Source organism: Streptomyces sp. NPDC050704 (assembly GCF_040654355.1).
Classification (GTDB): Bacteria; Actinomycetota; Actinomycetes; order Streptomycetales; family Streptomycetaceae; genus Streptomyces.
Genome location: NZ_JBFAHW010000118.1, coordinates 1 through 13,789 on the forward strand (window position 1 = coordinate 1; position 13,789 = coordinate 13,789).

Here is a 13,789-nt window from a genome sequence, read left to right on the forward strand (position 1 = left end):
AAACGCCCGGTAACATTCCGAACCCGGAAGCTAAGCCTTACAGCGCCGATGGTACTGCAGGGGGGACCCTGTGGGAGAGTAGGACGCCGCCGAACTATTCTTGAAAGAGCTGGTCCCTGAACTTCGGTTCAGGGACCAGCTCTTTTTTGTTGTGCGTCACTTGGAGTTCACGTTGCGCGACCAACATGCGCAGCATGGGGACTGTAGGAATGCTCAGGGCCGCGGGCGTCGGTGCCGGTGACGAGGTCATCGTGCCGGCGTTCGGCAACGTCGAGGTCACCGAGGCCGTGATCCTGGCCGGCGCGACGCCGGTGTTCGCCGACATCGATCCGGTGACGTACTGCCTCGACGCCGTCGAGGTGAACGCGGTCGTCGGCCCGCGGACGGTCGCCGTCGCCGCCGTACACCGCTTCGGCCGGCCGGCCGACATGGCGCGGTTGTGGGACGTCGGTCAGCGGCATGGGCTCCTGGTGCTTGAGCAGGGTGAGTCCGAGGCGCCGTACGACGAGATCGAGGAGCGCAGGGCTCATGCCGCGCTTCTCGATGGGCGGTTGAGGGGCGTGCGGACGCCGGAGCGCGGTATCGGGCACACCTACCAGCAGTACGTCGTGCGGGTGCCGGGTAACGGGCGGCCGGACCGGGACGCCTTCGCACGGGCCGTACGGGCCAAGGGAATCGAGTGCCGGGTGCCGGTGAAGACGCCCGTGCACCGGATGCCCGTATTCAGGCGGGATGTTTGCCTTCCGGAGACGGAGCGCGCGGCTGACGAAACCCTGTCGCTGCCTGTCGACGCGTCATTGACGAAGCGCCAGATGCAGCGGATCGTGTCCGCGTGCAATGCGCTCGGTGGGCTGCTGCAGCCTGCTTTCTAGTCGTTCGAGCGTGGTTGGGAGTACGCCGCCGTCCGGGGTATGATCTATTCCGTTGTCGCGGGGGAGACCTCGGGAGCAGCAGGCCCCCATAGCTCAGGGGCAGAGCGTCTCCTTGGTAAGGAGAAGGTCAACGGTTCAATTCCGTTTGGGGGCCCTGAAAGAAAAGGCCTCCGCCCAATAGGGCGGGGGCCTTTTTTCATGTTCCGGACCGGACGGGGTGTCCCGGGCTCAGTCCTTCTGGAGACCCGGAACTCGCATCGCCAGGATGGCCATGTCGTCGGACGGGGCATCGGACGCGAAGCGTTCGACCGCGCGCATGATGCGGGCGGCGACCGCGCCGGCCGTCAGGCCCGTGCAGTTGGTGAGGACGTCCGTGAGGCCGTCGTCCCCCAGCATGCGGGTGCCCTCGCGGCGTTCGGTGACCCCGTCCGTCACGCACAGCAGGACGTCGCCCGGCTCCAGGGTCACCGTCTGCTCGTACAGCTCCAGGTCTTCCATCACGCCGAGGAGCGGCTGCGGTTCGGCAGCCGGTTCGACCGTGCCGTCCGGGCGGAGGCGCAGGGGGAGCGGGTGGCCTGCGCAGACCACCTTCAGGACGGCCGAGCCGTCCTCCTGGGGCCACAGCTCGCCGTACAGAAGCGTCAGGAAGCGGCTGCGGGCCCCCTCGTCGAGGATCGCGGAGTTCAGCCGCTCCAGGACCGCCGGGCCACCGAAGCCCTCGCGGGCCAGCAGGCGCAGCGCGTGCCGGGCGAGGCCGGTGACCGCGGCCGCCTCCGGGCCCGTACCGCAGACGTCGCCGATGGCGAAGCCGTACGCGCCGTCGCGGATCGGGAAGAGGTCGTAGAAGTCGCCGCCGACCTCGTTGCCCTCGCCCGCCGCGCGGTAGATGACCTCGACCTCCACGCCCTCGATGTGCGGGAGTTCGGGGGGCAGGAGGCTGCGCTGGAGGGACTGGCTGATGGCCATGCGCTCCGAGTACAGGCGGGAGTTGTCCAGGGCCAGGGCGGCCCTGCGGCTCAAGTCCTCGGCGAGTTCCAGGATTTCCTGGCGGAAGTGCTCGTCCGTCGGCTTGCCCAGGGTGAGCATGCCGATGACCCGGTTGCGGGCCACCAGGGGGAGTACGACCGTCTCGCCGCCGACCGCGGCGGCCGTCGCCAGCGTCGTACCGATGCCGGAGCTCACCGTCGCGGGCTCGCCCAGGCCGAGGCTGCGCATGGAGGTGCGCAGGGCCGCCTGGTGGGCCGCTTCGGCGGGGGCCGACCAGACGCGGGCGCCCGGGGTCGGGACCGGGTCCGGAGGGGCGATCTTCGAGAGCAGGGCCTTCAGGCCGTCGATGCGCTCCTCGTCCTCGTGGAGGACGTACGAGAGATACGGGTCCGAGGCCTGGTCGGCGATCGTGTAGACAGCACACCAGGTGGCCAGGGTCGGGACCGTCATCTGGGCCATCAGAGCCAGTGTCTGATCGCGGTCCAGCGTGCCCGCGAGGAGGTCCGAAGCCTCTACGAGGAAGGACAGGGAGCCGCGGCGCAGGCGCTCGAGTTCGCCCAGGCGGGCCGATTCGACGGCGAGCGCGATGCGGTCGGCGGCGAACTGGAGGCGCAGGGCCTCCTCGTTCGAGTAGCGGCCCTGGGCCTCGGCCGCGACGCCGAGTGAACCGGTGAGTCGGCCCTCGACCTTGAGCGGGACCGTGACGACCGAGCGCATGCCGGTGCCGCTGAGCAGCGGTACGGCGCCGGGTACGACCGTCAGGTCCTCGTGTACGGCGGGCATGCGGGCCGAGCCGTAGCGGCCGGGGCCCGCCTCGACGGGGACGCGGGCGAAGCGCTGGCGGGCGGAGGGCAGGCCCGTGGAGGCGCGTACCTCCAACTCCGTCTCGTCGTCGGTGGCCAGGAGCAGGAAGGCGGAGTCGCCGTCGAGCATGTCGCGGGCGCGCTCCACCGTGCGCTGGAGGAGGCCGTCGAGGTCGTCGGGGGCCGGTGAGCCGATGAAGACCTCGAAGGGGTCCGAGGCCTGGCCCTCGGAGCTGGTGGTCGTGTCGGAGGCCGACACGCGCAACGGGGTCTGGAGGACGGCGCGTTCGTGGTCGCGTACGAGCAGGCAGACCGTCGAGGGCTCGCCGCCCGTGTCCCGTACGCGCAGGTGTGAGGCGTAGACGGGCGTCACCCGGCCGTTGGCGCCGCGTAGGCCGTAACTGCCCTCCCAGCGCGAGAGCAGGAGGGCGTCGGCGATGCCGGTGCTGGTGCCGGGGGTGTGCGGCCAGGCCGCCAGGTCGGTCAGGGGCTTGCCGATGACCTGCTCGGCCGCGTAACCGAAGAGCTCTTCCGCGTCCTCGTTCCAGGAGCTGATGGCGCCGACGCGGTCGATCTGGATGACCGCGACACGAACGCGGCCGTCGGCGAGGGGGAGCAGGTCGGCGGGGAGGACGGGACCGGCCGTGCGCGTGCCCACCGAGCGGTGCGGCAGCTCCAGCTGGAACCAGACCTGCTTCTGGGTGGGCGTGTACTCGACGCCCCAGCGGCCGGCCAGGGCCGCGCAGAGCTGGAGGCCGCGGCCGCCCTCGCGGTCGGGGCTGCCCATGTTGACGGCCGCCGCCTGGAGTGGGATCTCGCGTTCTGGGTAGCGGTCCGCCACCTCGATCCGTACGCCGTCGTCGCTGCGCAGGCACAGGACGTCCGCGGAGGTGCCGGCGTGCACGACCGCGTTGGTGACCAGTTCACTGGTGAGGACCACGGCGTCGTCGACGATGTCGGCGAAGCCCCAGCCCTGGAGGGTGTCACGGACGAAGGAGCGAGCGGTCGCGACGGACCGCCCGACCGGGTCGAAGCTGGCGGCCGCGCGCGCGGTGATCACAGAACTCCTCGTCCGGTTGTCGGCGTGCAGGGCTCCGTGGCCGACCCGCTCCTGCCGGGGCAGGAGGTGGTTCCCCGTCGGCCGGGGATCCTGGGGTGGTCCCCCAGGATGCAGTCCGGTGGTCATGATGCGGTGCCCCTCCGATGCCTGCCCGCTCGTGCTCGTGCCACCGCCCAGGCCGGACGGACCGGTGTGGCTGGACAGCCGTGTGCAAGGTTACTTACCTTCGCGGTCCATGCGGATGCCGGTCGCCACTCTGTTTCCGCCCGGCGGGTGTGTGCGGACGATGTGCGAAGCTGCCGAACTGTTATGGCCTGGTTCAGCCATGGTGAAACACTGGGCAAGCTCCAGGAGAAGGTCCGGGCAGACTGAGTGCCTTCCAGTATGCCGAGCAGAAGTACCCGAGTACGCCGAGCAGTAATGGTCGACCCTTGCGGGAGGGACACAGTGGAGTCTGGCGCAGCGACGCGGGGCACTAAAGCGCGCGCAAAAGGCGGACAGTCCCCTAGTAACCAACGCAAATCTCGCAATGGGACCACGGCGGTGGACACAGCGGCTCTGAACAAGCTGCTGGCGGCCCTGGTGTCGATGCGGGACGGCAACTTCCGTAAGCGGCTCACGGTCTCCGGCGACGGCGTGATGTCCGAGATTGCGGCGGTTTTCAACGAAGTTGCCGACCGGAATCTGCATCTGACGGGCGAGTTGTCGCGCGTACGGCGCATGGTCGGACGTGAGGGCAAGCTCACGGAGCGGCTGGAGACGGGCGCCTGTGAGGGCTCCTGGGCCTCGGCGGTCGACAACTCCAACGCGCTCGTCGATGACCTCGTACGGCCTGTTTCCGAGGTCGGACGGGTGCTGTCGGCGGTGGCCGAAGGTGATCTGTCGCCGCGTATGGAGCTGCGGGCGCAGGCGCCGGACGGCAGCGGTCATCCGCTGCGCGGCGAGTTCCTGAAGGTCGGGCGGACGGTCAACAACCTGGTCGACCAGCTGTCCACGTTCACCGACGAGGTCACGCGGGTGGCCAGCGAGGTGGGCACCGAGGGCAAGCTGGGCGGGCAGGCGCGGGTGCGCGGGATGTCGGGTTCGTGGAAGGACCTCACGGACTCGGTCAACACCATGGCGTACCGGCTGACCGCGCAGGTGCGGGACATCGCGCTGGTGACGACCGCGGTCGCGAAGGGCGACTTGTCCCGGAAGGTCACCGTTCATGTGGCCGGCGAGATGCTGGAGCTGAAGAACACCGTCAACACGATGGTGGATCAGCTCTCCTCGTTCTCCTCCGAGGTGACGCGAGTCGCCCGTGAGGTGGGTACCGAGGGTGAGCTCGGCGGTCAGGCGCAGGTGCCCGGTGTGGCCGGTGTGTGGAAGGACCTCACCGATTCGGTGAATCTTATGGCCGGCAATCTGACGGCCCAGGTGCGTGGGATCGCCCAGGTGACGACGGCGGTCGCCAATGGCGATCTGTCGCAGAAGGTGACTGTTTCGGCGCGCGGCGAGATGGCGCAGCTCGCCGAGACGATCAACCAGATGACCGAGACGCTGCGGACGTTCGCGGACGAGGTGACCCGGGTCGCCAACGAGGTCGGCGGTGAAGGGCGGCTCGGCGGTCAGGCGAACGTGCCGGGTGCGGCGGGAACGTGGAAGGACCTCACCGATTCGGTGAACACGGTCTTCCGGAACATCACCACCCAGGTGCGGGACATCGCCTCGGTGACGACGGCGGTGGCCAGCGGTGACCTCTCGCAGAAGGTCACCGTCGATGTGGCCGGCGAGATGCTGGAGATGAAGAACACCGTCAACACGATGGTGGATCAGCTGTCGTCCTTCGGTGACGAAGTCACGCGGGTGGCGCGGGAGATCGGTGTCGAGGGCGAGCTGGGCGGCCAGGCGGCCGTGCCGGGTGCGGCCGGCACGTGGAAGGACCTGACGGACTCCGTCAACACGGCGTTCCGAAACCTCACCGGACAGGTGAGGAACATCGCGCAGGTGACGACGGCGGTGGCCAACGGCGATCTGTCGCAGAAGGTCACCGTGGACGTCTCCGGCGAGATGCTCGAACTGAAGAACACCGTCAACACGATGGTGGACCAGCTGTCGACCTTCGCCGACCAGGTGACGCGCATGGCGCGCGACGTGGGTACGGAGGGCCGGCTCGGCGGTCAGGCGCGTGTGGACGGCGTCAGCGGCACCTGGAAGGACCTCACCGACTCCGTCAACTTCATGGCGGGCAACCTGACGTCCCAGGTGCGGCAGATCGCGCAGGTGACGACGGCGGTGGCCCGGGGCGACCTGTCGCAGAAGATCGAGGTCGACGCGCGCGGCGAGATCCTGGAGCTGAAGAACACCATCAACACGATGGTCGACCAGCTCAGCGCCTTCGCCGAGCAGGTGACCCGGGTGGCCCGTGAGGTGGGTACGGACGGTCGGCTGGGCGGTCAGGCGCAGGTGCCCGGTGTCGCCGGTGTGTGGCGCGACCTGACCGACTCCGTGAACGGCATGGCGGGCAACCTCACCTCCCAGGTGCGCAACATCGCGCAGGTCGCGACCGCGGTGGCCCGGGGCGACCTGTCGCAGAAGATCGACGTGGACGCGCGCGGCGAGATCCTGGAGCTGAAGAACACCCTCAACACGATGGTGGACCAGCTGTCGAACTTCGCCGAGCAGGTCACGCGGGTGGCCCGTGAGGTGGGTACGGAGGGCATTCTCGGTGGCCAGGCCGAGGTGCAGGGTGTCTCCGGCACCTGGAAGGACCTCACGCAGTCCGTGAACTTCATGGCGAACAACCTCACCATCCAGGTGCGGCAGATCGCCGAGGTCACCACGGCGGTCGCCATGGGCGACCTGTCCAAGAAGATCACCGTCGACGCGAAGGGCGAGATCCTCGAACTGGTCACCACCGTCAACACGATGGTCGACCAGCTGTCGAACTTCGCCGAGCAGGTGACCCGGGTGGCCCGGGAGGTGGGCACCGACGGCAACCTCGGCGGTCAGGCGCGGGTGCCCGGTGTGACGGGCATCTGGAAGGACCTGAGCGACAACGTCAACGTGATGGCCAACAACCTGACCGGCCAGGTGCGCAACATCTCCCAGGTCGCGACGGCGGTGGCCAACGGCGACCTCACCAAGAAGGTCACGGTCGAGGCGAGCGGCGAGATCGCCCAGCTCGCGGACACCGTCAACACGATGGTGAAGACGCTGAGTTCGTTCGCCGAGCAGGTCACCAAGGTGGCCCGCGAGGTGGGTACGGACGGCATCCTCGGCGGCCAGGCGCGCGTACCGGGCGTGTCCGGTACGTGGAAGGACCTCACCGAGTCCGTGAACGGCATGGCGTCCAACCTGACCGGCCAGGTGCGCAACATCGCGATGGTCACCACGGCCATCGCCAAGGGCGACCTGACCAAGAAGATCGACATCGACGCGCGCGGCGAGATCCTTGAGCTCAAGACCACCATCAACACGATGGTCGACCAGCTGTCGTCGTTCGCCGAGGAGGTCACCCGGGTGGCCCGAGAGGTGGGCACCGAGGGAGCCCTGGGCGGCCAGGCACGCGTACGTGACGTCGACGGCACCTGGCGCGACCTCACCGAGTCGGTGAACGAGATGGCCGGGAACCTGACCCGGCAGGTGCGCGCCATCGCGCGCGTGGCGACCGCGGTGACCCGCGGCGACCTCAACCTGAAGATCGACGTGGACGCCTCCGGGGAGATCCAGGAACTTCAGGACTACATCAACAAGATGATCGCCAACCTGCGCGACACCACGATCGCCAACAAGGAGCAGGACTGGCTGAAGGGCAACCTCGCCCGGATCTCCGGCCTGATGCAGGGCCGCCGCGACCTCGCCGACGTGGCCTCGCTCATCATGAGCGAGCTGACACCGGTGGTCTCGGCGCAGCACGGGGCGTTCTTCCTTGCGATGCCGCTGGACGACGGCAAGGACGTGGGCGCCGCGCAGGACGACTCGTACGAACTGCGCATGCTGGGGTCCTACGGGTACTCGATGGGGTCCATGCCGACGTCGTTCCGGCCCGGTGAGACGCTGATCGGGACGGCTGCCAAGGAGAGGCGCACGATTCTCGTGGAGAACGTGCCGCCCGGGTATCTGAAGATCGCCTCCGGGCTCGGGGAGGCGCCCCCGGCGCACGTCATCGTGTTGCCGGTGCTCTTCGAAGGCACCGTTCTGGGCGTGATCGAGCTGGCGTCGTTCCACTCGTTCACGCACATCCAGAAGGACTTCCTCAACCAGATCGCCGAGATGATCGCGACGAGCGTCAACACGATCGCGGTCAACACGAAGACCGAGGTGCTGCTCAGGCAGTCGCAGGAGCTGACCGAGCAGCTCCGGGAGCGGTCGGCCGAGTTGGAGAACCGGCAGAAGGCCCTCCAGGCGTCCAACGCCGAACTGGAGGAGAAGGCCGAGCTGCTGGCCCAGCAGAACCGCGACATCGAGGTCAAGAACACCGAGATCGAGGAGGCGCGGCAGGTCCTGGAGGAGCGCGCCGAGCAACTCGCGGTCTCCATGCGCTACAAGAGCGAGTTCCTCGCCAACATGTCGCACGAACTGCGTACGCCGCTCAACTCGCTGCTGATCCTGGCCAAGCTGCTCGCCGACAACGCGGACAGCAACCTCACCCCGAAGCAGGTCGAGTTCGCCGAGACGATCCATGGTGCGGGCTCCGACCTGCTCCAGCTGATCAACGACATCCTCGACCTGTCGAAGGTCGAGGCGGGCAAGATGGACGTGTCGCCGACCCGTATCGCGCTGGTTCAACTCGTCGACTACGTAGAGGCCACTTTCCGTCCGCTGACGGCGGAGAAGGGCCTCGACTTCTCCGTACGGGTGTCGCCGGAGCTGCCGGCCACGCTGCACACGGACGAGCAGCGGCTCCTTCAGGTGCTGCGCAACCTGCTCTCCAACGCGGTGAAGTTCACCGACTCCGGAGCCGTCGAGCTGGTCATCCGGCCCGCGGGTGCGGAGGTGCCGGTCGCGATCCGGGAGCAGCTCCTGGAGGCGGGTTCACTGCGGGACGCGGACGCCGACCTGATCGCGTTCTCCGTGACCGACACCGGCATCGGTATCGCGGCCAGCAAGATGCGGGTGATCTTCGAGGCGTTCAAACAGGCGGACGGTACGACGAGCCGCAAGTACGGCGGTACGGGCCTGGGGCTGTCCATCTCGCGGGAGATCGCGCGGCTGCTGGGCGGCGAGATCCACGCGCAGAGCGAGCCGGGACGCGGCTCCACGTTCACGCTGTATTTGCCGCTGCACCCGAGCGAACTGCCCCCGCAGGGCTATCCGCAGCTCGCCCCGTCGATGGACAACGGGGAGTTCCTGGCGCCCCCGGAGGACGGTGTCGGGACCCATGTGGAAACGCCGGCCGAGGTGAGGTCGTACCAGGAGACCCAGAACGGGGCCGCCGCGCTCTTCAGGCGGCGCCGCAGGGTGATCCCCGCGGCCGAACGCCGGCCGGCCCTGTCGGGGCGGCCGGCGCAGTCCGAGGAGAGCTGGGCCACCGGTGGCGAGGAGGTTGCAGGGCAGCCGCGCGCGGTGTTCCACTTCGAGGGCGAGAAGGTCCTGATCGTCGACGACGACATCCGCAACGTGTTCGCGCTCACCAGCGTTCTGGAGCAGCACGGACTCTCGGTGCTGTACGCCGAGAACGGTCGCGAGGGCATCGAAGTGCTGGAGCAGCACGATGATGTGACGGTCGTCCTGATGGACATCATGATGCCCGAGATGGATGGTTACGCGACCACGACGGCGATCCGTCGGATGCCCCAGTTCGCCGGCCTGCCGATCATCGCGCTCACCGCGAAGGCGATGAAGGGCGACCGCGAGAAGGCCATCGAGTCGGGCGCCTCCGACTATGTGACGAAGCCCGTCGATCCCGATCACCTGCTCGCGGTGATGGAGCAGTGGATGCGCGAGGAGTGATCGGACGGTGAGCAGTGACCGGACAGCGAGGAGTGATCGAGTGGCGGGCAGGACGCGCCGAGTTGTTGACTGAGTGTGCCCGGGGCCGTGTAGAAACCCGGGATTCGGGGAACCTTCTGGTCTCCCACCGCGTTTCTGCTACGTGCACAGTGACATCGCGGTGACAGGGTGTGGCGACAGGCGGGGTGCGGCTACCATGACCGGCACAAGGACGGGCGGCGCAAGGGAGTCGTCCCCTGGGGCGGCGCCCGGTGCACTGCCGGGGCGAGGAGGGCGGGCCATGGTGCAGAAGGCCAAGATCCTCCTGGTCGATGACCGGCCGGAGAATCTGCTGGCGCTGGAGGCGATCCTCTCCGCGCTCGATCAGACACTGGTGCGGGCATCGTCCGGGGAGGAAGCGCTCAAAGCACTACTCACGGACGACTTCGCGGTCATTCTGCTGGATGTCCAGATGCCGGGCATGGACGGTTTCGAAACCGCCGCGCACATCAAGAGGCGAGAACGGACTCGGGACATCCCGATCATCTTCCTCACCGCGATCAATCACGGCCCGCACCACACCTTCCGGGGGTACGCGGCGGGTGCGGTGGACTACATCTCCAAGCCGTTCGATCCGTGGGTGCTGCGCGCGAAGGTCTCGGTGTTCGTCGAGCTCTACATGAAGAACTGCCAACTCCGCGAGCAGGCGGCCCTGTTGCGGCTCCAGCTCGAGGGCGGTGGCGGCAAGTCGGTGGTCGGCGGGGCCAAGGAGCCGGCGGGGCTGCTCGCCGAACTCTCCGCGCGGCTCGCGGCCGTGGAGGAGCAGGCCGAGGCGCTCTCCAAGCAGCTGGACGACGACTCGGCGGACGCGGCGGCGGTGGCGACGGCGGCTCATCTCGAACGCAAACTCACGGGACTGCGCAGGGCGTTGGACGCGTTGGAACCGGGGACCGGGAGCGGGGCGGCTTCGCTGCCTTCGCAGAACTGAGGGTTTTCCACCCGAGGTTCTGCACTGAGGGTTCGCTGTGCGGGCTGGGCCGGTGCCGGTGAGGGCCGGCTCGGCCGAACCTGATCCCGGGCGGCTGTGCCGGGTCCCGTATGCCGATGAAGCCGCGTCAGTTCACTGTCCCGGTACAGGCGACACGAACGGGTGAAGCAGTAGGCACACGTGTCCGCAGAGGTCTCCACCGGTAACCTCACACTCATGGCCTCACGTCAGTCCGCAGCCAAGAAGTCGCCCGCGAAGAAGGCGGCCGCTCCGACGAAGGCTGCGGCGAAGAAGGCCCCCCCGAAGAAAACGCCCGCGAAAAAGGCGCCTGCGAAGAAGGCCGCGGCCAAGAAAGCCGCGCCTCCGAAGCCGGCGCCCAATCCGACCGGGGGCGTGTACAAGCTGGTGCGCGCCCTCTGGCTCGGTGTCGCGCACGCCGTCGGTGCCGTGTTCCGCGGCATAGGGCGGGGCGCGAAGGGACTCGACCCGGCGCACCGCAAGGACGGTCTCGCACTGCTGCTGCTCGGCCTGGGACTGATCGTCGCCGCCGGGACCTGGTCCAACCTCCGCGGCCCGGTGGGCGACCTCGTCGAAATGCTGGTGACCGGCGCCTTCGGCCGCCTCGACCTGCTGGTGCCGATACTGCTGGCGGTCGTCGCGGTCCGGCTCATCCGGCACCCCGAGAAGCCCGACGCCAACGGACGCATCGTCATCGGCCTGTCCGCGCTCGTCATCGGCGTGCTCGGCCAGGTCCACATCGCCTGCGGGGCGCCCGCGCGCAGCGACGGCATGCAGGCGATAAGGGACGCCGGCGGGCTCATCGGCTGGGGTGCGTCGACCCCGCTGACGTACACGATGGGCGAGGTCCTCGCCGTACCGCTTCTCGTGCTGCTCACGGTCTTCGGGATCCTGGTGGTCACCGCGACCCCGGTCAACGCCATTCCGCAGCGGCTGCGGCTGCTGGGTGTCCGGCTCGGCGTCGTGCAGCCCCTGGCGACGGACGACGACTTCGCCGGCGAGGACGACGAGCGGTACGACGAGCAGTGGCGTGAGGCGCTGCCCGCGCGCTCCCGGCGGCGCCGGGCGGAGCCCGAGGCGTACGACCCGGACAGTGCCGAGCACGAGGCGCTCTCCAGGCGCCGGAGCCGCCCCAGGCGCCCCGCTGTCCAGCAGCCCGCCCTGGACCGGCCCATGGACGCGGTCGACGTGGCCGCGGCCGCCGCGGCAGCCCTCGACGGTGCCGTGATGCACGGGATGCCGCCCTCGGCGCTGGTGGCCGATCTGACGCAGGGCGTCGGCGCGGACCGCGGCGAACGGCAGGACACGGGCGCGCGTGCGGAGACCACACCGGTGCCCGCCGCGCGCGCCAAGGGTGCCAAGCCCAAGCAGGAGATGCTGAAGGCCGAAGTCGCCGACCTGACAAAACCCGCCCCCGAGACGCCCCGGGAGCTGCCGCCGAGGGCCGAACAGCTTCAGCTCTCCGGCGACATCACCTACTCCCTGCCGTCGCTCGACCTCCTGGAGCGCGGCGGCCCCGGCAAGACGCGCAGCGCCGCCAACGACGCGGTGGTCGCCTCGCTCTCGAACGTCTTCATGGAGTTCAAGGTCGACGCCGCCGTCACCGGCTTCACCCGCGGCCCGACCGTCACGCGGTACGAGGTCGAGCTCGGCCCCGCCGTGAAGGTCGAGCGGATCACGGCCCTCGCCAAGAACATCGCGTACGCCGTCGCCAGCCCGGACGTGCGGATCATCAGCCCGATCCCCGGCAAGTCGGCGGTCGGTATCGAGATCCCGAACACCGACCGCGAGATGGTCAACCTGGGTGACGTACTGCGGCTGGCGGACGCCGCCGAGGACGACCACCCGATGCTGGTCGCGCTCGGCAAGGACGTCGAGGGCGGCTATGTGATGGCCAACCTGGCCAAGATGCCGCACGTACTGGTGGCAGGAGCGACCGGTTCCGGTAAATCGTCGTGCATCAACTGCCTGATCACGTCCGTCATGGTCCGCGCGACCCCGGAGGACGTGCGCATGGTCCTCGTGGACCCCAAGCGCGTCGAGCTGACCGCGTACGAGGGCATCCCGCACCTGATCACGCCGATCATCACCAACCCGAAGCGGGCCGCCGAGGCGCTCCAGTGGGTCGTACGGGAGATGGATCTGCGGTACGACGACCTGGCGGCGTTCGGGTACCGGCACATCGACGACTTCAACGAGGCCATCAGGAACGGCAAGGTCAAGCTGCCGGAGGGCAGCGAGCGCGTGCTCAGCCCGTACCCGTACCTGCTGGTGATCGTCGACGAGCTAGCGGACCTGATGATGGTCGCGCCGCGCGACGTCGAGGACTCGATCGTGCGCATCACGCAGCTCGCGCGCGCGGCCGGCATTCACCTGGTGCTCGCCACACAGCGGCCGTCCGTCGACGTCGTCACCGGTCTGATCAAGGCGAACGTGCCGTCCCGGCTCGCCTTCGCCACGTCCTCGCTCGCGGACAGCCGCGTCATCCTGGACCAGCCCGGCGCCGAGAAGCTGATCGGCAAGGGCGACGGGCTCTTCCTGCCGATGGGGGCGAACAAGCCGACCCGTATGCAGGGCGCCTTCGTGACCGAGGACGAGGTCGCGGTGATCGTGCAGCACTGCAAGGACCAGATGGCGCCGGTCTTCCGGGAAGACGTCACCGTGGGCACCAAGCAGAAGAAGGAGATCGACGAGGACATCGGCGACGACCTCGACCTGCTGTGCCAGGCCGCCGAACTCGTCGTCTCCACGCAGTTCGGGTCCACCTCGATGCTCCAGCGCAAGCTGCGCGTCGGGTTCGCCAAGGCCGGTCGGCTGATGGACCTCATGGAGTCCCGTGGTGTCGTCGGTCCGAGCGAAGGCTCCAAGGCGCGTGACGTTCTTGTGAAGGCTGATGAGCTGGACGGAGTGCTCGCGGTGATCCGTGGGGAGGCTCAACCGTAAGGAAACGGAACCGGCCGCAGCCTCCGTACGGGTGGGTCGAGGACACGTGGGTATTCGAACGTGACTCACCCGTGAGGAAACGGTGAGCAACCGTTTCCCTTCGACGTACGTCAAGTTGAGGGAGGGGACAGGCACGTGTCCCACCATCAGGATGTCCGGCCATTCTGATGGCGTACAAAGTCCTACCGCCCGGTTGCCCCACCCT

Annotated in this window: 5 protein-coding genes, 1 tRNA gene and 1 rRNA gene; 6 read left to right on the forward strand and 1 reads right to left on the reverse strand. The window is 68.6% G+C overall.

Annotation, left to right across the window (positions count from 1 at the left end; translation table 11 throughout):
- The 3 genes from rrf to AB0I18_RS42250 all read left to right on the forward strand — a co-directional run.
- Window positions 1-95, forward strand: a 5S ribosomal RNA gene (rrf, locus tag AB0I18_RS42240); the annotation flags it as partial.
- 114 nt (window positions 96-209) lie between these two features.
- Window positions 210-872 carry a DegT/DnrJ/EryC1/StrS family aminotransferase gene (locus tag AB0I18_RS42245; protein ID WP_363111099.1) on the forward strand — a complete coding sequence of 221 codons (663 nt, stop codon included), beginning with the start codon at window positions 210-212 and terminating at the stop codon, window positions 870-872.
- Between the two features lie 82 nt (window positions 873-954).
- Window positions 955-1,026, forward strand: a tRNA-Thr gene (locus AB0I18_RS42250).
- Between the two features lie 74 nt (window positions 1,027-1,100).
- Here AB0I18_RS42250 and AB0I18_RS42255 read toward each other — a convergent pair.
- Entirely contained in the window at window positions 1,101-3,848 is a 2,748-nt protein-coding gene (locus tag AB0I18_RS42255; protein ID WP_363111079.1) for a SpoIIE family protein phosphatase, read from the reverse strand.
- Between the two features lie 321 nt (window positions 3,849-4,169).
- On the opposite strand from AB0I18_RS42255, the gene AB0I18_RS42260 reads away from it, so the two are divergent.
- The 3 genes from AB0I18_RS42260 (at window position 4,170) to AB0I18_RS42270 (ending at window position 13,584) form a co-directional block, all read left to right on the forward strand.
- Window positions 4,170-9,656 (forward strand): HAMP domain-containing protein, encoded by a 5,487-nt coding sequence (locus AB0I18_RS42260; RefSeq protein WP_363111080.1) that lies wholly within the window; start codon window positions 4,170-4,172, stop codon window positions 9,654-9,656.
- A 280-nt stretch (window positions 9,657-9,936) separates the two neighbouring features.
- Window positions 9,937-10,623, forward strand: coding sequence for a response regulator (locus AB0I18_RS42265; protein ID WP_363111081.1), 687 nt, complete (start codon window positions 9,937-9,939; stop codon window positions 10,621-10,623).
- A gap of 216 nt (window positions 10,624-10,839) precedes the next feature.
- Entirely contained in the window at window positions 10,840-13,584 is a 2,745-nt protein-coding gene (locus tag AB0I18_RS42270) for a DNA translocase FtsK (RefSeq protein ID WP_363111082.1), read from the forward strand.
- Window positions 13,585-13,789 lie beyond the last annotated feature (205 nt).

What these genes read in the sequence shown, in the direction of transcription:
- AB0I18_RS42270 (WP_363111082.1), top strand. Translation starts at nt 10,840, where the DNA reads ATGGCCTCACGTCAGTCCGCAGCCAAGAAGTCGCCCGCGAAGAAGGCG.
- AB0I18_RS42265 (WP_363111081.1), top strand. Translation starts at nt 9,937, where the DNA reads ATGGTGCAGAAGGCCAAGATCCTCCTGGTCGATGACCGGCCGGAGAAT.
- AB0I18_RS42245 (WP_363111099.1), top strand. Translation starts at nt 210, where the DNA reads ATGCTCAGGGCCGCGGGCGTCGGTGCCGGTGACGAGGTCATCGTGCCG.
- AB0I18_RS42255 (WP_363111079.1), bottom strand. Translation starts at nt 3,848, where the DNA reads ATGACCACCGGACTGCATCCTGGGGGACCACCCCAGGATCCCCGGCCG.